At 58.5% G+C, this 17,384-nt stretch carries 18 protein-coding genes; 6 read left to right on the forward strand and 12 right to left on the reverse strand.

Going from position 1 to position 17,384, the window contains the following annotated elements:
• Positions 1-4: 4 nt before the first annotated feature.
• From LRK71_RS18740 to LRK71_RS18760, 5 genes are all read left to right on the forward strand, one after another.
• The gene (locus LRK71_RS18740) at positions 5-709 is read left to right on the forward strand and encodes an ATP12 family chaperone protein (protein ID WP_232405490.1); all 705 of its coding nucleotides are present in this window, start codon (positions 5-7) and stop codon (positions 707-709) included.
• Between the two features lie 228 nt (positions 710-937).
• Positions 938-1,954, forward strand: coding sequence for an amino acid ABC transporter substrate-binding protein (locus LRK71_RS18745; RefSeq protein ID WP_232405491.1), 1,017 nt, complete (start codon positions 938-940; stop codon positions 1,952-1,954).
• 143 nt (positions 1,955-2,097) lie between these two features.
• The gene (locus LRK71_RS18750) at positions 2,098-3,318 is read left to right on the forward strand and encodes an amino acid ABC transporter permease (protein WP_232405492.1); all 1,221 of its coding nucleotides are present in this window, start codon (positions 2,098-2,100) and stop codon (positions 3,316-3,318) included.
• Between the two features lie 3 nt (positions 3,319-3,321).
• Positions 3,322-4,623, forward strand: a complete 1,302-nt coding sequence (locus LRK71_RS18755) for an amino acid ABC transporter permease (protein WP_232405493.1) — start codon at positions 3,322-3,324, stop codon at positions 4,621-4,623.
• 30 nt (positions 4,624-4,653) lie between these two features.
• Positions 4,654-5,403 (forward strand): amino acid ABC transporter ATP-binding protein, encoded by a 750-nt coding sequence (locus tag LRK71_RS18760; protein ID WP_408636022.1) that lies wholly within the window; start codon positions 4,654-4,656, stop codon positions 5,401-5,403.
• Positions 5,404-5,526: 123 nt separating this feature from the next.
• Here the strand turns inward: LRK71_RS18760 and LRK71_RS18765 are convergent, their stop codons facing one another.
• The 4 genes from LRK71_RS18765 to argB form a co-directional block, all read right to left on the reverse strand.
• Positions 5,527-5,985 (reverse strand): DUF411 domain-containing protein, encoded by a 459-nt coding sequence (locus tag LRK71_RS18765; RefSeq protein WP_232405547.1) that lies wholly within the window; start codon positions 5,983-5,985, stop codon positions 5,527-5,529.
• A gap of 130 nt (positions 5,986-6,115) precedes the next feature.
• Complete coding sequence (locus LRK71_RS18770; protein WP_232405495.1) at positions 6,116-6,625, reverse strand: SixA phosphatase family protein; 510 nt, start codon at positions 6,623-6,625, stop codon at positions 6,116-6,118.
• A complete protein-coding gene (locus tag LRK71_RS18775) occupies positions 6,622-7,359 on the reverse strand; it encodes a ferredoxin (RefSeq protein WP_232405496.1) in 738 nt (245 codons plus the stop codon). Before LRK71_RS18775 ends, LRK71_RS18770 begins: the two co-directional genes overlap by 4 nt.
• 86 nt (positions 7,360-7,445) lie before the next feature.
• Positions 7,446-8,306 carry an acetylglutamate kinase gene (gene argB / locus LRK71_RS18780; protein WP_232405497.1) on the reverse strand — a complete coding sequence of 287 codons (861 nt, stop codon included), beginning with the start codon at positions 8,304-8,306 and terminating at the stop codon, positions 7,446-7,448.
• Between the two features lie 128 nt (positions 8,307-8,434).
• Between argB and LRK71_RS18785 the strand changes: the two genes are divergently transcribed.
• Complete coding sequence (locus LRK71_RS18785; protein ID WP_232405498.1) at positions 8,435-9,163, forward strand: SDR family NAD(P)-dependent oxidoreductase; 729 nt, start codon at positions 8,435-8,437, stop codon at positions 9,161-9,163.
• 151 nt (positions 9,164-9,314) lie between these two features.
• Here the strand turns inward: LRK71_RS18785 and LRK71_RS18790 are convergent, their stop codons facing one another.
• The 8 genes from LRK71_RS18790 to yidD form a co-directional block, all read right to left on the reverse strand.
• Positions 9,315-10,712: a PepSY-associated TM helix domain-containing protein gene (locus LRK71_RS18790; RefSeq protein WP_232405499.1), complete on the reverse strand. Its 1,398-nt coding sequence runs from the start codon at positions 10,710-10,712 to the stop codon at positions 9,315-9,317.
• Between the two features lie 80 nt (positions 10,713-10,792).
• Complete coding sequence (locus LRK71_RS18795; RefSeq protein ID WP_232405500.1) at positions 10,793-11,149, reverse strand: DUF2946 family protein; 357 nt, start codon at positions 11,147-11,149, stop codon at positions 10,793-10,795.
• 15 nt (positions 11,150-11,164) lie between these two features.
• Entirely contained in the window at positions 11,165-11,815 is a 651-nt protein-coding gene (gene yihA, locus LRK71_RS18800; protein WP_232405501.1) for a ribosome biogenesis GTP-binding protein YihA/YsxC, read from the reverse strand.
• On the reverse strand, positions 11,815-12,552 hold the full coding sequence (locus tag LRK71_RS18805; protein WP_269751811.1) for an MOSC domain-containing protein: 738 nt from the start codon (positions 12,550-12,552) through the stop codon (positions 11,815-11,817). The genes yihA and LRK71_RS18805 overlap by 1 nt, the downstream gene beginning before the upstream one ends.
• Positions 12,549-14,360 carry a membrane protein insertase YidC gene (yidC, locus tag LRK71_RS18810; protein WP_232405503.1) on the reverse strand — a complete coding sequence of 604 codons (1,812 nt, stop codon included), beginning with the start codon at positions 14,358-14,360 and terminating at the stop codon, positions 12,549-12,551. The genes LRK71_RS18805 and yidC overlap by 4 nt, the downstream gene beginning before the upstream one ends.
• A 122-nt stretch (positions 14,361-14,482) precedes the next feature.
• Positions 14,483-16,027, reverse strand: a complete 1,545-nt coding sequence (locus tag LRK71_RS18815; RefSeq protein ID WP_232405504.1) for a putative bifunctional diguanylate cyclase/phosphodiesterase — start codon at positions 16,025-16,027, stop codon at positions 14,483-14,485.
• A 64-nt stretch (positions 16,028-16,091) separates the two neighbouring features.
• Positions 16,092-16,979, reverse strand: a complete 888-nt coding sequence (gene ttcA / locus LRK71_RS18820; RefSeq protein ID WP_232405505.1) for a tRNA 2-thiocytidine(32) synthetase TtcA — start codon at positions 16,977-16,979, stop codon at positions 16,092-16,094.
• A gap of 122 nt (positions 16,980-17,101) precedes the next feature.
• Positions 17,102-17,350, reverse strand: coding sequence for a membrane protein insertion efficiency factor YidD (gene yidD / locus LRK71_RS18825; protein WP_232405506.1), 249 nt, complete (start codon positions 17,348-17,350; stop codon positions 17,102-17,104).
• Positions 17,351-17,384: the final 34 nt, after the last annotated feature.

Raw genomic sequence — 17,384 nt, forward strand, 5'->3', positions numbered from 1 at the left:
AGGCATGAGCAACTGGGCGCAGAAACGGTTCTGGAAACAGGCTGACGTGACCGAGGCGGAAGATGGGTTTGGCGTGGCGCTTGATGGCCGCGTGGTCAAGACCCCGGCGAAGGCCGCACTGATGGTGCCTAGTCGTGTCATGGCCGAGGCTATCGCCGCTGAATGGGATGCCCAGTCCGAGGCGATCAACCCAGAATCCATGCCCTTTACCCGTTCTGCCAATGCCGCGATCGACAAGGTTGCGAATCAACACGGCGAAGTCGCGGATATGTTGGCGGAATACGGCGATTCGGATCTGCTGTGCTATCGCGCCGATTCGCCTCAGGAATTGGTGCAACGTCAGGCGGCAGAATGGGATCCGGCGCTGGACTGGGCGGAACAGGCCCTTGGCGTCCGACTAGAGACGCGCATCGGATTGCTGCATCGCCGCCAGGATACGGCGGCGATGCGCAGCCTGCGTCATGCTGTACACGGGTTGAGCCCCTTTCAGCTGGCAGCATTTCACGACCTGGTGTCGATGTCCGGTTCCTTGGTGCTGGGATTTGCTGCGGCGCAAGATTGGCGCACGGCGGATGATATTTGGCGGATCTCGCGTTTGGATGAAGCCTGGCAGGCAGAGCAGTGGGGGCGCGATGAAGAGGCCGAAACAACTGCTGAATTGAAACGTACCGCCTTTTTACACGCTAAAGCATTTTACGACTTTAGTTGAAAAGACAGCAAGTTGCGGCAGGAGTCGTGATTGTGAAATTTTGTATCGAATAGCAAAAGTACGCTATGCGGACATCGAATTTCATGATCGCACACTTGACGTTTGTTGATGAATGCGCCCAAACTCCCTGTACGAAAGGGGCTCTGCCCCATTTCAAACCATATCCGGCGGCCTGCCTGCCGGGCAAAAAAACCACCGAAATAGGTGGGACATCAGGAAGAGGTAAATATGAAAAATACCGTTATTTTGGGCGCGCTGACCATTGCCGGTCTGTCTGCTGGTGCAGCAGCTGCTGGCACGCTGGACGACGTGAAGGCCCGCGGCAAACTGAACTGCGGCGTCACCACCGGTCTGGTCGGCTTTGCAGCCCCAAATGCGAGTGGCGAATGGGAAGGCTTTGACGTTGCCGTCTGTCGCGCTGTTGCTGCGGCTGTACTGGGCGATGCGACCGCTGTTGAATTTGTGCCAACCACCGGCAAGACGCGCTTCACCGCGCTGGCCTCTGGCGAAATTGACGTGCTGGCCCGGAACACCACCTGGACTTTCTCGCGCGATGTTGACCTGAAGTTTGAATTCACCGGCGTGAACTACTACGACGGTCAGGGCTTTATGGTCCCGAAAGAGCTGGGCGTTTCCTCGGCCAAAGAACTTGATGGTGCCACAGTCTGCATCCAGACCGGCACCACCACCGAACTGAACCTGGCGGATTTCTTCCGGTCCAACAACATCAGCTACGAGCCGGTTCCAATCGAAACCAATGCAGAAGCGCAGCAGCAGTACCTGGCTGGTGCCTGTGACGTTTACACCACCGATGCATCCGGCCTTGCGGCCACTCGTGCCACCTTTGAGGCACCTGATGAGCATGCGCTGCTGCCCGAAATCATCTCTAAAGAGCCTCTTGGCCCACTGGTCCGTCACGGCGACCACGAATGGGGTGATGTTGTCCGCTGGACTCTGAATGCACTGATCTCTGCTGAAGAGCTGGGTGTGACCTCTGCTAATCTTGCCGAGATGGCCGCTGGCACCAACAACCCTGAAATCAACCGTCTGCTGGGCACCGAAGGTAACCTGGGTGAGATGCTTGGTCTTTCGGCTGACTGGGGCAAGAACGCAATCGCCGCTGGTGGTAACTACGGTGAAGTCTTTGCCAACAACATCGGTGAAGCCACCCCCATCGGTCTCGCGCGTGGGTTGAACGCACAGTGGACCAAAGGCGGCCTGCTGTACTCGCCTCCTTTCCGCTAAGATCCAATTAGGAAAGGGCGCGGGACTTCCTGCGCCCTTTTTCCTACAGTCACTATCCACTCAAAGAACGCTTTAGATCTGACACGAGCAGGGATTCAACCCTGCCGAAGGATAGATCTATGAGCCACGGGGATCTCTCATTCATGTCAACTCTCACTGACCCACCAAAGGAACAGTTTCGACTGTCCATGTTGGTCAACGATACCCGCTATCGATCGCTGACCTTCCAGGCGATAGCCGCCTTGGTTCTTGCCCTGGCCATCTGGTATCTGGGAAACAATCTTATTCAGAACCTGCGGGCTGCTGGCCTGAATATCTCTTACGATTTCCTTGGAGATCGCTCGGGCTATGATATCAATCAGCGTCTAATCGAATATGATAGCCAGTCAAGCCATGCAAGCGCGGCCCTTGTCGGGATTCTAAACACCCTGCTGGTTGCCGTCCTGGCCTGTATTACCGCCACGATCTTTGGTGTGATCGCCGGGGTGCTGCGGTTGTCCAACAACTGGTTGGTGTCCAAACTGATGGCCGTTTATGTTGAGATCTTTCGCAACATTCCGGTGCTGATCTGGATCATCATCATTTTCACCATCATGACGGCCGTGATGCCAGGTGCGAAGGCGTATCTGGGTGAGAATCCAGAGCGGGAACTGCTATTTGGTCTCTTCGCCTTTACCAACCGGGGCATTTATGCACCTGCGCCAGTGTGGAATGACGGTTCGATGATTGTCGTTGCTGTTTTCTTCGTCTCGATTTTTGCGATGTTCGCCTATCGTCGCTATGCGAAGAAACTGCTGTTTGATACCGGTAAGCTGTTACCGATGGGCTGGCCAAGTCTGGCAATCCTCATTTTGCCCACGGTGCTCATCTTTTTCCTTCTCGGGCAACCAATCGGCCTGGATGCACCAGATCCGCTCGCCAACAGGTTCAACCTGCGCGGCGGCATTCAAATCGGTGCACCTTTGATTGCGCTGTGGTTCGCTCTGTCAATCTACACAGGCGCTTTCATTGCTGAAAACGTGCGTGCGGGTATTCAGGCGATTTCCAAAGGCCAGTTCGAGGCCGCCGCCGCCTTGGGACTGCGTCCTGGTCGGGTCATGAACCTGGTGGTGCTGCCGCAGGCGCTGCGGGTGATCATCCCGCCGCTGATTTCGAACTTCCTGAACATCACCAAGAACTCTTCGCTGGCGATTGCGGTGGGATATGCAGATATCACCGCGACACTGGGCGGGGTCACTCTGAACCAGACGGGGCGCGCGATTGAATGCGTGCTGCTGCTGATGCTGTTCTACCTCACGGCCTCGTTGCTGATCTCGATGGGAATGAACTTCTATAATGCCTCCGTTAAGCTGAAGGAGCGCTGAACCATGAGTGACAAGAAAAACAACAATCCGATTGCTTTTGTCGCGACCAGCGTTATCCCTGAATCGCCGCCACCTGCGCGGGAAGCCGGGGTCTATAAATGGGTGCGCGAGAACCTGTTCTCGAATATCCCGAATAGCATCCTGACCCTTGTCGCAATTGCTGTGGTCTATAACGTACTCAGCAATACCCTGCCTTGGATCCTGAACGGTATCTGGACGACCTCGTCGCTGACGGAATGCCGCGAGGTGCTGCAGGGCAAAACAGGGGCCTGTTTCTCTGTCTTGGCGGAACGCTGGGCGCAGCTGCTTTATGGCTTCAAATACCCGGAAGAAGAATACTGGCGCCCGAATCTGGCGCTGATCTTGTTGTTCTTTGCCTTGGCGCCAGTCTTGTTCTTTGACCTGCCGCGCAAGCTGCTGGGCTTTACCGTGATTTACCCCTTCCTTGCCTTTTGGCTGATTTGGGGCGGTTCCATCCTGGTGCCGATTGTCGCGCTGCTTGGATTTGCTGTCGCTGCCGTGGTGTTTCAGAAGCTGGGTAAAGGCAGCTTTGCCGCCAGTTTTTTTGGCGCCATTGTCGCGGCGCTGGTGGTCTGGAAGGTCGGTGGGATGCTGATCCCAGACAACGCCTCTGAGACGGCGATGCTGGCTGCTGTGCCCTCGCGGGATCTGGGCGGCTTCATGCTTAACATGATGCTTGGCGTGACCTGCGTGTCGTTGTCGGTGCCGCTGGGTATTGCCCTGGCACTGGGGCGTCAGTCCTCTATGCCGCTGATCAAATGGATCTGCGTTGTATTTATCGAATTCGTGCGCGGTGTACCGCTGATCACTCTGCTGTTCGTGGCCTCGGTGATGCTGTCCTACTTCTTCCCGCCGGATGCGACGGTGGATCTGTTCCTGCGGGTGGTCATCATGATCACGCTCTTCTCGGCGGCCTATATCGCCGAGGTGATCCGCGGCGGGCTCGCGGCGCTTCCCAAGGGCCAGTATGAGGCGGCCGACAGTCTGGGGTTGGATTACCCACAGGCGATGCGCCTGATCATCCTGCCACAGGCGCTGAAGATCTCTATTCCGGGTATCGTCAACGTTGCTGTTGGCCTGTTCAAGGATACCACGCTGGTTTCGGTCATTTCGATGTTCGATCTGGTCGGCATGATCCGCGGTCCCGTTCTGGCCTCGACGGAATGGAATGGGGTCTACTGGGAACTTCTGGGTTTTGCAGCCGCTCTCTTCTTCGTCGTGTGTTACGGCATTTCTCAATACTCTCAGTGGCTTGAGCGTCGTCTCGCCACTGGTCATCGATAAGGAGGCCGGACAATGGCTGACACTTCTCAAATGCAAGTATCCGATGAAATCGCGATCACCATTAATCAGATGAACAAGTGGTACGGGTCGTTTCACGTGCTGCGCGACATCAACCTGACGGTCAACCAGGGGGAGCGGATCGTGATCTGTGGCCCTTCGGGTTCGGGCAAGTCCACCTTGATCCGCTGCATCAATGCGCTGGAGGAACACCAGCAGGGATCCATCGAAGTGGATGGGACACTGCTATCGAATGACTTGAAGAACATCGACAAAATCCGTTCGGAGGTGGGGATGTGTTTCCAGCACTTCAACCTGTTCCCACATCTGACTATTTTGGAAAACTGCACGCTTGCTCCGATTTGGGTGCGTAAGACCCCCAAAAAAGAAGCCGAAGAACGGGCAATGCATTTTCTGGAAAAGGTCAAGATTCCCGATCAGGCCAACAAATATCCCGGCCAGCTTTCGGGCGGGCAGCAGCAGCGGGTGGCGATCGCGCGTAGCCTGTGCATGATGCCCCGGATCATGCTGTTTGATGAACCCACATCGGCGCTGGACCCTGAGATGATCAAAGAGGTGCTCGATACCATGATCGAGCTGGCCGAAGAGGGGATGACCATGCTCTGCGTGACGCACGAGATGGGCTTTGCCCGTCAGGTGGCGAACCGAGTGATCTTTATGGATGAGGGCCAGATTGTGGAACAGAATGAACCGGAAGAGTTCTTCAACAATCCAAGAAGCGAACGCACGCAGCTGTTCCTGAGCCAGATCCTGGGTCATTAAAGCGTTCTGTCTTTAACCTGAAGCAGGGGAAAAGGCGCGCCGCTTTAAGGTTTTGACGGATAGGAAACAGAAAGGCCGGGCATTTTGCCCGGCCTTTTCCATTTTGCCCGAACCTGTGTCCAGTCAGGTATGTGTCGCATAGACAGAGGTGGTGCCATCCGCATGGATCAGCAGGGTGTCATAGGTTTCTTTCTGATCCTGCATTTCCATACCCGGCGATCCAATTGGCATGCCCGGAACCGTCAGCCCCAGCGCCTCTGGCTGGTCTTGCATCAGGCGGCGAATATCGCTGGCAGGGACATGACCTTCGATCACATAGCGACCCAGCAGCAGCGCCGTGTGGCAAGAGGCGAGTGCTTCGGTGATCCCCAGCCGCGCCTTCATCGCCCAGAGCTGTTCGTCCGCGAGATTGCGGCTTTCGATCCGGCCCAGGTCCGCGGCATCCAGATGGGTCACCCAGGCGCTGCAGCAGCCGCAGGTGGGGGATTTCATCACCAGTATATCCGGCTCGACAGCAGCCATGGCCGGCAGCTTGGCGAGGGGCAGGGACAAAGCTGCGAGCAAAACGGAACGGCGGTGTATCATGGGCTGGCTCCTGTAAGGGACGTGCGGTTTGGCGGCGGCGAACCAAAGTTCGCCCCGAGGCTTGATCCTAGGCAGTGCAGATCTGCCTCGCCACAGGCCTCCCGCGCTGGAGCGGCGCTATGTCGCGCTATGCTTCGACCGCTTCACTGAGCAATTCGCGGGGCACGACAAAATCCATCACGCGGCCCGTACCCCAGTTCAGATCTGCCCAGCTGTCGATGTCAAAGCGCGCCACCATGGTGGCCCCGGTTGGATAGTCGCCAAAGCGATTGTGATCCGGTGGCGTGGCGACGATGGCATGGGCAAAGGCGGCGATGCCGGGGTTGTGGCTGATCAGCATGACACGGCTGTGTTCGGCTTCGCGCAACGCCTGAAAAATGATGTCCGGGCTGGCATGATAGAGCCGCTCGATGAACATGGTTGGGACGTCGAGTTGTAGCTGAGCCTGGGTTTCGCGGCTCCGCTGCGCCGAAGAGCACAGGATTTGATCGGGGCCTTGCCCCGTGAGACGCAGCCAGTCGCCCAAGGCGGCGGCCGATCTGTAGCCCCGGTTGTTCAGAGGGCGGGCATGGTCGCTGGGGGATTTTGTATCCCAGGCGGATTTTGCGTGGCGGGTCAGAATTAGGGTTCGGGTCATGACGGGTTAAAATACCTCATGTGATGGGCGGTTTGGTCAGAGCATCTACCGGCCCGCTGGCTAAGAGGGCACGCACAACGCGCAAGGCATCCCTGGGTCATGCAGGGCGTACCAGCCGGGGTATCTAGGTGGTGGTGACAGGCCGCCAGATCATAGGGCCCGCCGTCAACCAGCGCCTGCGCGGGGCAGGACGTGAGACACGTTTTGGATGTACAGGTCGCGCAGGGAGACTGTGCCAAAACAGGGGGGGGTATGTCAAAGGATTGATCAAAGTGCAAAGCCCCGCGATAGGATATCAGCATACCATAGTGATCATGCACCAGCATTTGTGACGGCGATGTGAAGGCGCGGCCCGAGGCCAGTGCCCAGGCGACAAAGGGCTGATAGGGGGGCGTACCAAATGGAAAATATGCCGTTGCCCCCAGATCCTTGGCGATCGCGGTGACAACGCGGCTGGACCAGCGATCAATCGGATCAGGCTGACCATCTGCATATTCGCGCGACTTGGTAAAAAGCGGCCAGAATCGCCCACCAGTCCCCAAGAGAACCAGTGTACCCCGTGACAGCCCCGCAGCGGGCCTGTCTGCATCCGCAGACCGAAAGGCGCCATAGATCTCTAGTCCCTGTCCCTGCACGGCCTCTTTCACACGAGAATATCGCGCGGCCTGCGAGGGCGCGCAGGCGCGGGGTTGAGCCGCGATCACAGTGACCTCGGCGGGATTTTGTGCTGTCATGGTCCCCCCAAAAGCGTGGCTTTCCTGGGGATGATACCAGATCGGAGGAAAAGCTGGGGCGAAAAATGACGGGATCCGGCCAAGGCCTAGGCGCGGATCATCGACCCTGCGCCGTGATCGGTGAAGAGTTCCAGCAGAACCGCGTTTTTCACCCGACCATCCACGATGGTACAGGCGCGTACACCCGCGCGCACGGCCTCCAGCGCGGTCTCTGTCTTGGGGATCATGCCACCCGCAATCACGCCTTCCTCGATCATGCGCTCGACGTCAGCGGCCTTCAACTCGGTCACCACCTCGCCAGAGGCCGATTTGACGCCAGAAACATCGGTGAGCAGTAGCAGCCGGTCAGCGTTGAGCGATGTGGCAATTGCCCCGGCGGCGGTGTCGCCATTGATATTGAATGTCTCACCCGCGCGGCCAGCCCCGATGGGGGCAATCACTGGGATGATGTCCTTTTCAAACAGGTCGTGCAGCACCTGCGGGTCCATGTCCGCTGGGGCACCAACAAAGCCAAGGTTGGCATCTGCCTGCTCACAGGTGATCAGGTTGGCGTCCTTGCCAGAGAGTCCCACGGCCCGGCCGCCCTGCGCGTTGATCGCCTGCACGATACGCTTGTTGACCACACCCGAGAGCACCATTTCCACCACTTCCATGGTGGCCTGATCGGTGACCCGCTTGCCGTTGACAAAATCGGACTTGATTTGCAGCTTGTCCAGCATGGCGTTGATCATTGGCCCGCCGCCATGCACGATGACGGGATTGACCCCAACCTGGCGCATCAGCACGATATCGCGGGCAAATGTTTCCATCGCCTCGTCGCTGCCCATGGCATGGCCACCCAGCTTGATGACAACAATGGCACCATCATAGCGCTGCAAATAGGGCAGGGCGCTTGACAGTGTTTCGGCAGTGGCAATCCAGTCGCGGTTCATGTCTTGTTTCTTCATGGCTCGGGGTCCCTTTGGCATCTGGTGTTACGCGCTTCCGGCGTCGCTGCCAAGTGCCACATAGCGATTGCAGTGCCGCCTCGCGCTGTTAGGGTCTGCAGAGACGTCAAATAGATGGATAGTGTGTGATGGGCCAAAAGACTTTGCTTCTGACCGGTGCGAGCCGCGGTATCGGCCATGCCACAGTACGCCGGTTCAATGCCGAAGGCTGGCGCGTGATCACCTGTTCGCGCCACCCCTTCCCCGAGGAATGCCCCTGGGGCGGTGGCCGCGAAGACCATGTCCAGCTGGACCTATCTGACCCAAGCGATACCATCAACGCGGTGGGCATCATTCAAGAGCGTCTGGGTGGCCGTCTGGATGCGCTTGTCAACAACGCGGGCATTTCCCCCAAGGGCCCCGACGGCGGGCGTCTGAATACCCTGGACACCGACCTGATGACCTGGGGCAAGGTCTTTCACGTCAATTTCTTTTCGTCGGTGGTGCTGGCGCGCGGGCTCAAGGATGAATTGGCGGCGGCCAAGGGATCGGTGGTCAATGTGACCTCTATCGCGGGCAGTCGGGTGCATCCCTTTGCCGGCGCGGCCTATGCCACATCCAAGGCTGCGCTGGCGGCGTTGACCCGCGAGATGGCGCATGACTTTGGCCCTCTCGGGGTACGGGTCAACGCTATTGCACCGGGTGAGGTCGAGACGGCGATTCTGTCGCCGGGCACAGACAAAATCGTTGAAAAACTGCCGATGCAGCGTCTGGGTCAACCCGAAGAAGTGGCGGCGGCCATTTTCTTTCTCTGCTCGCAGGAAAGCTCTTACATCTCGGGGGCCGAGATCGAGGTGAATGGCGCGCAGCATGTTTAACGGGGGCAGGAAAGCTGCCCCAAAAACAGCCCCCGCAGAGATGTCTAGGCTCTGCGGGGGCTGTGGGTCAATGGGGCCTCAAGTGACGCAAAAGGCGCCCATGACCTTAGGCTTCGCCCCCTGTTGAAGGTGGAGGGCGAAGCCAGCTTGGTCAGCTGAAGGCGCGTTTCATCGCTGGGATATTGCTGAGGATCAGCAGATCAAAGGCCAGCACCGCCAAAAGCGTTGCCCCGACTAGCGGGAAAGCCATTGCAGTGAAAAGACCAATCAAAACAGCGCCTTTCCAGAAGGGCATTTCAGCAGGCACCGGCGGTGCGGCCAGACGCCCCGCCCCGGAAGGGCGGCGCTTGACCCAGAGCACCACACCGGACAGTGAGACAAAGATCACCGACAGGCAGACGACCACGTTGAGAACAAAGCTCCAGGTGCCCATCAGACCCATGTGAAATGGAATGCCCACGGCCATGGCCTTGCCGGCCCAGGAATAGTCTTCATATTTCACATCCGCGAGGATCTTGCCGGTGTATTGGTCGATATGGATTGTGCGGTCGACAAAGGGATCATCCGAATCGCTGCTCATGCTGTCGCGGTTGATGGTCCAGACGCCACCGTCACCGCCGGGATATGCCACGCGAAAGCGCCCCTCCATGCCCAGCATGCGGCCCAGCGTTACCAAACTGTCGATATTAATCGCGGTGCCATCGGGAATGCCGGTGATGCCTGCCTGCGATCCTGATGCGGGCATCGGGGTCTGCTCCAGTGCCCAGGGCACGTCATTGGTGGCACCGTGGTTCATATCGGCGTGGATCGAATCGGACAGGGGAACATTGTCCCATTTTTCGGCGGGAAAGGTGCTCCATGCCTGCATCATCTTCTCCCCCCAGATCCCGGTCCAGGACAGGCCCGAGATGAGAAAAATCACCAGCATGGCCGAAATCCAGAAACCGGTGACCGCATGCAGGCTTTTCCATAGGGCGCGGCCTCGGGCACGCAGATCCGGCACAAAGGCGGATATGGCGTCGCCGCGGGGCCACCAGATGTAAAGCCCGGTGAAGATCAGCACCAGGCCGAGCCCGGCTGCGATTTCGATCATCCGGTCACCAGCGGTGCCGATCAACAGGTCCGAATGGATGTTGTCGGCGAAATCATACCAGCCAGCGCGGCGGTCCCAGATCTCGATCACTTCTCCGGTGTACTGGTTCAGGGCTACCAGACGTTGACCTTCTTCGGTCTTGACCCGGAACACCGTGGCAAGATCAGGGGCCTTGGGGCCGATCCATTCGGCGATGGTGCCGGGCTGGGCGGCGAGAACCCGTTGCGATTGCTCGGTAAGGCTGAGGGCTGTTTCACCCTGGGTGACCTGGATGGTTTCGCCATCCCGCCCGTCAAACTGGGTGATGAACATCATCATCAGGCCGGTGATGGCAAGGGTCACAAAGAAGGGGATGACATAAAGTGCGGCGTAAAAATGCCAGCGCCAGGCGGCAAAGTAGAATTTTTCAGTGAGCGAGCGCGATTGGCCCGCAGTATGCGGTTGGCTGGTCGCCATGGGATTTCTCCATATCTGAACTGCGCCATCGCCGGGGGTAGCCCGGATTGGCTGCGATAAAACGTTGGTGTTTTGAAGGTTCAGGAGAGGGCAGGCGGCCCACGTGCATCATAGCGCCAGTGGAACCCGGCAGAATAGTGGGTAAAGCTCTCATGCACCCAGCGGGCACCAAGAGAGGGTGTCAGATCCAGCACAAAGGGCGTGTTCTGGGTCAGGTTGATATGGGGTGATAGGGCTGTAAATGGACAGCTACGGTCATCCATTTGGTCAGCGGGGGGCGGCTGTGGTGCGTCGTCGCCCAGATCAACCCAGCGTTCTTCTGCGCCATCGGTGGTACAGATGATCAGAAGGATCTTGCCATTACTTGCATGCGCAGGCATCCACCCCGCCGGGATCAACCCGGCAGCGGTGATTGCCAGCAGCATTACATAGGGCAACAGGCGTGACAGCACCTACTCAAGGCCGGTGATGATAGAGCGCAGCGTGGCAATGCCATCGCCTTTTTCCGACGAGGTCAGCACGATTTCAGGATAGGCTGCCGGGTGGCGGGACAGGGCGGTGCGCACCTGTTCGATCACCTTCTCGCGGTCCTTGGCCTTGACCTTGTCGGCCTTGGTCATCACGCATTGAAAGGTCACAGCAGAGCTGTCTAGCAGGCTCATGATCTCTTCATCGACATCCTTGACGCCATGGCGGCTGTCAATCAGTACAAAGGCCCGGCGTAGGGTCTGGCGGCCGCTGAGATAGCGTTTCAGCAGTTTCTGCCACTTTTCCACCACCGCCAGTGGCGCATTGGCGTAGCCATAGCCGGGCAGATCCACGAGGTAGAGGTCCGGTCCCTGAGTGAAGAAGTTGATTTCCTGGGTGCGGCCCGGTGTATTGGAGGCCCGTGCCAGCCCCTTGGTGCCGGTCAGCGCGTTGATCAGGCTGGATTTGCCTACATTGGAACGCCCGGCAAAGCAGACCTCCATGCGGTCGGCCTCGGGCAGGCCCGACATGGCAACGACGCCTTTGACAAATTCCGATTCTCCCGCAAATAGTTTGCGGCCCTTTTCAGCGGTGATTTGGTCAGGCTCTTCGGCGAGGGAGAATGGGATCTGCATCAGAGAACCTCCAGGGTATCGGTGAGGGCGATTTTACCATCGCACAGCACTTTGGCACGAATGCCAAAATCGGTGTGGCCCCAGTGTTCGCGCAGGGCCTTTAGCGTGTTGGCGTCGCGCTGGCCTGTGTCCGGGTTGGTTTCGGTCGCGCGACAACGGGTAATGCGGTCGACCACTTCCAGACGCACCTCACCTATCCGCAACTCGCGCCCAACCCAGTCAAACTCCTCAAAGGGTGCAGGGCCGTCAATCCACAGGTTGCCACGGAATCGGCGTGGGTCCAGTGCCTGCCCCAGGGTTTCCCCCAGCGCCCGCAGAGAGCCCAGAGACAGGATAGAGAGTGCCGAAAAACTGGCATCGGCCATGCCGCCCGACGGGGCCGCAATCAGGCTGTGTGGCTGTGGCCGATCAGCCGGGTAGATCGGTTGCAGCCAATCGACCAGTTTTGCGCCATCTGTTGCAGGGTTCAGGGTTATCTCACCCTGTTTTGGGTGGCGCAGCGTAATCTGGTTCCCCTGTGTTTCGGCCGAAACCGCCATTAGTTCGGGGCCGAAACAGCCGCGGGCAAAATTGCGGCAGTGCTGCCATGCGCCGGTATCCTCGGCCGTGCCGGTCAGCACAGCCCAAGCCCGGTCCAACGGCATAGGCCCGCCTGTCTCCAGGCGGACCTCTGTCAATGGTTCGGCTCCGATACCTTTGATCGGGTGCCGCCACATTTGTTTTACAGTTGCCGTCATTCGTTCTCAGCCTTTGGCTTTCGCTTGACGCTGGCCTTGATGTTACCAAACACATCCGGTGTGTAACCATGGCTGCGCATGATCAGATACTGCTGGGTAAAGGTGATGGTGTTGTTGGCAATCCAATATACCACCAGCCCCGAGGCAAAGCCCCCCAGCATGAACATGAAGACCCAAGGCATCCAGGCAAAGATCATTTGCTGTGTCGGATCCGTAGGTGCCGGGTTCAGCTTTTGCTGCAAGAACATCGAGATACCCAAGAGCAGCGGCAGAATGCCGATGAAGACAGTCGCCATCAGGGTGCCTGGTTCCGGCCCGGCCCATGGCAGCAAGCCATAGAAGTTCATGATCGAGGTCGGATCCGGTGCGCTCAGATCCTGGAAAGGACCAAAGAAGGGCGCGTGACGCAGTTCCAGCGTGACAAAGATCACCTTGTAGAGCGAGAAGAAGATCGGGATCTGGATCAGAATCGGCAGGCAGCCGGCAGCGGGGTTCACTTTTTCCCGCTTGTAAAGCTCCATGATCTCTTTCTGCTGCTTCTGGCGGTCATCGCCAGAGCGCTCTTTCAGTTTCTCCATTTCTGGCTGCAGCTCTTTCATCTTCGCCATGGAGGCATAGGATTTATAAGCCAGCGGGAAGACGAGGATCTTGATCAGCACGGTCAGCGCGATAATCGACCAGCCCATGTTGCCAATCATCCCGTGCAGCCAGTGCAGCACCGCAAAGATCGGTTTGGTCAGGAAGAAGAACCAGCCCCAGTCGATACTGTCGAGGAAGCCGGCGATGCCGCCCTTTTCATAGGCGCGAATGGTGGCCCATTCCTTGGCACCGGAAAACAGCTGGGTGGTGACCTCGCTGCTGGCGCCATCGGCCAGGGTGACGGTGGGCAGCACGATATCGGTTTGATAGATATCGCGACGCTCGTCATATTTGGCAATAGAGCGGAAGGACTGGCCCGGTTCCGGGATCAGCGTTGACATCCAGTAGTGATCGGTAAAGCCGATCCAACCGTTGCCTTCCACCTGCTTGACCTCAGAGCGCGACCCATCGCGCGGGTCAATGTCAAAATCGGCGACATCGGAATAGTCCAGCTCTGACAGCTCGCCATCGGCCATGCCAACAAGGCCTTCGTGCAGGATGAAGAAGTTCTTCATATCTTCCGGCTCACCATGGCGGGCCAAGGTGCCGTAGGGCGCAAGCGAGACGCTGTTGCCAGAGGCATTGCTGACCGACTGGCTGACAGAGAACATATAGTTATCGTCCACCGCGATGGTGCGGCTGAAGGTCAGGCCCTTGCCGTTGTCCCAGGTCAGGGTCACCGGCGTGTCTGGCGTCAGCTGGGCGCCTTCAGGGGCGCGCCACAGGGTATTGGCACCGGGGACATCGTCAGCGGCAAGACCGCTGCCTGGGGCCCAGCCATAGAGGGCGTAATAGGCCCCCTGTTCGCCGACGGGCGACAGAAACTGGACGATTTCCGGGGCATCATTGGTGACGCGGTAATCTTTCAGTGCCAGATCGTCGATACGACCACCCTGCAGCGAGATGCTGCCGGTGATGCGATCAGATTCGATCTTGATCCGTGGTGCATCAGAGGCGCTGGCCTCTTCGCTGGTCTGGCTGGTGACAGCCTCGGTCGCATCAGCGCCAGGGCTGCTTGCGGTGTCACCTGCGGACGCGGGCACAGTTTCTGTTGCCAGCGCCTCCGGTGTCGGTTCGACCTCTGGGGGTGGGAAAAAAAACATCCACCCAAGAAGCACGAGGCTGCTGAGTGCGATTGCGAGAATAAGATTCTTGTTCTGGTCGTCCATTTGGGACTGCCACCTCGTGTAGGGAATGACACGGTGGGTTCAACAGAGATGACCCCCAAAGGTCAAGTGGAATCGGGGAAAACAGGGGTGGCAATACGCCCCGACGCTGGAAAAAGCAGGGATCAGCGGGTGCGGCGGCCGATTTCCGGGGCCTCTTGCAGTTTGGCTTCGTGTGCGGTGATCCAGTCAAGCGTCTGGTCGAAGGGCATTGGACGACCAATGCCAAAGCCCTGCACATGGCCACAGCCGAGCTGCGACAAGAGTGCGTGTTCGCCGGCGGTTTCCACCCCCTCGGCCAGGGTTTCCAGGTCCAGGCGCTCGGCCATGGTTAGGATCGCGGCAATCAGTTTTTGCTGTTCTGGGTCGCGGTCGGCACGCAGCACAAAGGAGCGGTCGATCTTGATCCGGGAGATATTGAACCGACGCACCGCCGAGATAGAGGCATGTCCGGTGCCAAAGTCATCCAGCTCAATATGGCAGCCCAGATCGCTGAGCGCCGCAATATTGCGGGTTACCACATCATCAGGCCGATCCGTCATCACGGTTTCCAGAATTTCGATCGACAGACGCGCCGGGGGCAGATCAAAGCGCTCCAGCTCCCACTTGATGTTTTCCGCCAGGTTAGGGTTGCGCAGCTCTTGGGTGGCAAAGTTGACGCCAACGGCCGGCACCTTCAGTCCTGCGGCATCCCAGGCATTCAGCGCGGTCAGAGAATGATAGAGCATGACCTGGCTAAGCCGTTCCATCAGGCCGGTTTCTTCCAGTAGGGGCAGAAACTTGCCGGGTGGGATCAGGCCGCGCACAGGGTGCATCCAACGGGCCAGGGCCTCAAAGCCTGAAACGCGGCCGGTGTCGGTGCAGAGCTGAGGCTGGAACCAGGGCTGGATATGGCCGGCTTCCAGCGCATCGGCGGCTTCCTCGCGCAGGTTGCCATGGGCTTTGCTGCGTTGATGCATATCGTTGGAAAAGACCCGGATCCCAGAGGGCCCGTTTTGCTGTGCGTCGGACAGGGCCGCCGCTGCGGCGCCTGACCAGTCGCCATAGGATTTGCTTGGCGCGCGGGTGTTCAGGCAAAACCCGATAGAGCAAGAGACATAGACCGTGGTGCCATCCAGTGAGATCGGCTCTTCCACGGCGGATTGAATGCGCCCTGCCATCTGCACGCAGGTTTCCAGATCGAGTTGCAGCACCGGGGTCAGGCAGACGGCAAATTTGCTGTCGCCGATTCGGGCAACTGTATCGCCGTTGCGCAGGGTGCTGGCGATACGTTCGCCGCAGCTTTGAATAACCCGGTCGCAGGCCTCTTGGCCCTCGCGGTTGCTCAGTTCTTTGAATTCGTCAATTTCGATGTAGTACAGTGCCGACCGCAGCTCGGTTCTGGCGCAATCTTCAACGATTCGCTCCATGTCCAGCTCAAACCCTTCGCGCAGCATCAGCCCGGTCACGCTGTCGCGCGGCGCAAGATTCCGGCCATAGGCGGAAAACCCGCCAAAAAAAGCAAAGATGACAGGCATGCCCAGAGCAACCCAAAGTAGAGCAGCTTCGCCACCGATCCAGAAGGTTGCAAGGGTAAGCGCAGGCAAGAACGCAAGAATCGGCGGCGCAAGCAGCGCCGGAGCCAATCTTGTTCGAATTCGGTAAAGGAGACCTGAATTCGCTTTTGTCATGTTCAGACCTTTCGCCTAAAGCAGGGTGCATCGGCAGAATAGAGGGCTGGTTCTGACTCGCGGGTTAACGCAACAAGGGTATTTCTGCTGAATCTGCAGAATCTTCGCCAGAATTGCGCTCCAACCCGATAAAATCAAAAAGCTTAGGATCAAGTAGATGTGATGGACGTGCATTCGTCAAGGCGCGGAACATCACCTGGCGGCGACCGGGACTGTTTGCTTCCCATTGGTCGAGAATCTGCTTCACCTGTTGGCGCTGCAGCCCATCCTGGCTACCGCATAGGTCGCAAGGAATGATCGGATAGTCCATCGCTCGGGCAAATTTCTCGCAGTCGGCTTCGGCCACATGGGCGAGCGGGCGATAGACAAATAGGTCGCCTTCCTCGTTCAGCAGCTTGGGCGGCATGGTGGCCAGGCGCCCGCCGTGGAACAGATTCATGAAGAAGGTCTCAAGAATATCATCCCGGTGATGGCCCAAAATGACCGCAGAGCATCCTTCTTCCCGCGCGACCCTGTACAAATTCCCCCGCCGCAGACGCGAGCACAACGCGCAGAAGGTGCGCCCCTCGGGGATCTTGTCGACCACGATGCTATAGGTGTCCTGATATTCAATCCGATGCGGCACGCCCATCTTTTCCAGAAATGCGGGCAGCACAGTAGCTGGAAAGCCCGGTTGCCCCTGATCCAGATTGCAGGCCAAAAGATCCACGGGCAGCAGGCCGCGCCACTTCAGCTCATGGAGCACGGCCAAGAGGGTATAGCTGTCCTTGCCCCCCGAGAGGCAGACCAGCCAGCGCGGGGTGCTGCCATCGGCGGGGCGTTCCACCATACCGTATTGTTCAATTGCTTCACGCGCCTGGCGCACAATGCGTTTGCGCAGCTTCTTGAACTCGGTGGTCGAGGGGGCGCCGGCAAACAGCGCATGGATTTCGGTTTGATCATCATCAAGCATATCGGCCCCCTAGCCCCTGGCGCAGCTTTTGCCAAGGAAAAAGGGTGCGCGAGTCGCAATAGCCCAGCGATAGGCCAGTGACAGGGGGCCTATCCGGCAGGGGGTGCTGGACTGTCTGGCGATTACTTCTTTGGTGGCGCGGTGGGCTTTTGATCTGGCACCGGATCATAACCGTCGCCCCCAAGCGGATGGCAGCGGCCAATGCGGCGCAGCGTCAGCCAGGTCCCCTTGATGCCGCCATGCTTTTCATAGGCTTCCAGCGCGTAGGCCGAACAGGTCGGTTGATAGCGGCAGTTGAAACCCACCCAGGGTGAAAACAGCAGCCGATAGGCGCGGACCGGCAGGGCAAGGATATGGGCAAGCGGCGTCATGGGGGCAAGATAGGGGTAAGAGCCAGCCGGTAAC

The sequence above is a fragment of the Pseudophaeobacter flagellatus genome (genome assembly GCF_021228235.1).
In the GTDB taxonomy this organism is placed as follows: domain Bacteria; phylum Pseudomonadota; class Alphaproteobacteria; order Rhodobacterales; family Rhodobacteraceae; genus Pseudophaeobacter; species Pseudophaeobacter flagellatus.